A 244-nucleotide genomic window follows, 5' to 3' on the forward strand; every position below is an offset into this window, starting at 1 on the left:
CAGCGCGTCCCACTGGGCGCGCTGCAAGATGGCCCAACCCTGTGCCGTATCCCAGGGGTACTCGTTCAGGAGGCGGCTCAGCGCACTTTTGCTGACCAACTCAGCGCGGTGCAACGCCGTTTTGGTGGCAGTGTCCAGGAACATCGACAGCGCAGCCTCCAGGCTGCGCTGTTGGTAGGACGTGGTTGGAACGGCCAGGAACTCATCTGCCAGAATGCGGACGCGCTCCCCCAGAATCTGTGAC

At 63.1% G+C, this 244-nt stretch carries 1 pseudogene; it reads right to left on the bottom strand.

The features are described from left to right. Positions 1–237, bottom strand: a pseudogene (locus tag OWC43_RS23265) (IS701 family transposase); the annotation flags it as partial. Between the last annotated feature and the right edge of the window lie 7 nt (positions 238–244).

This window comes from Methylorubrum sp. POS3 (genome assembly GCF_043352485.1).
In the GTDB taxonomy this organism is placed as follows: domain Bacteria; phylum Pseudomonadota; class Alphaproteobacteria; order Rhizobiales; family Beijerinckiaceae; genus Methylobacterium; species Methylobacterium suomiense.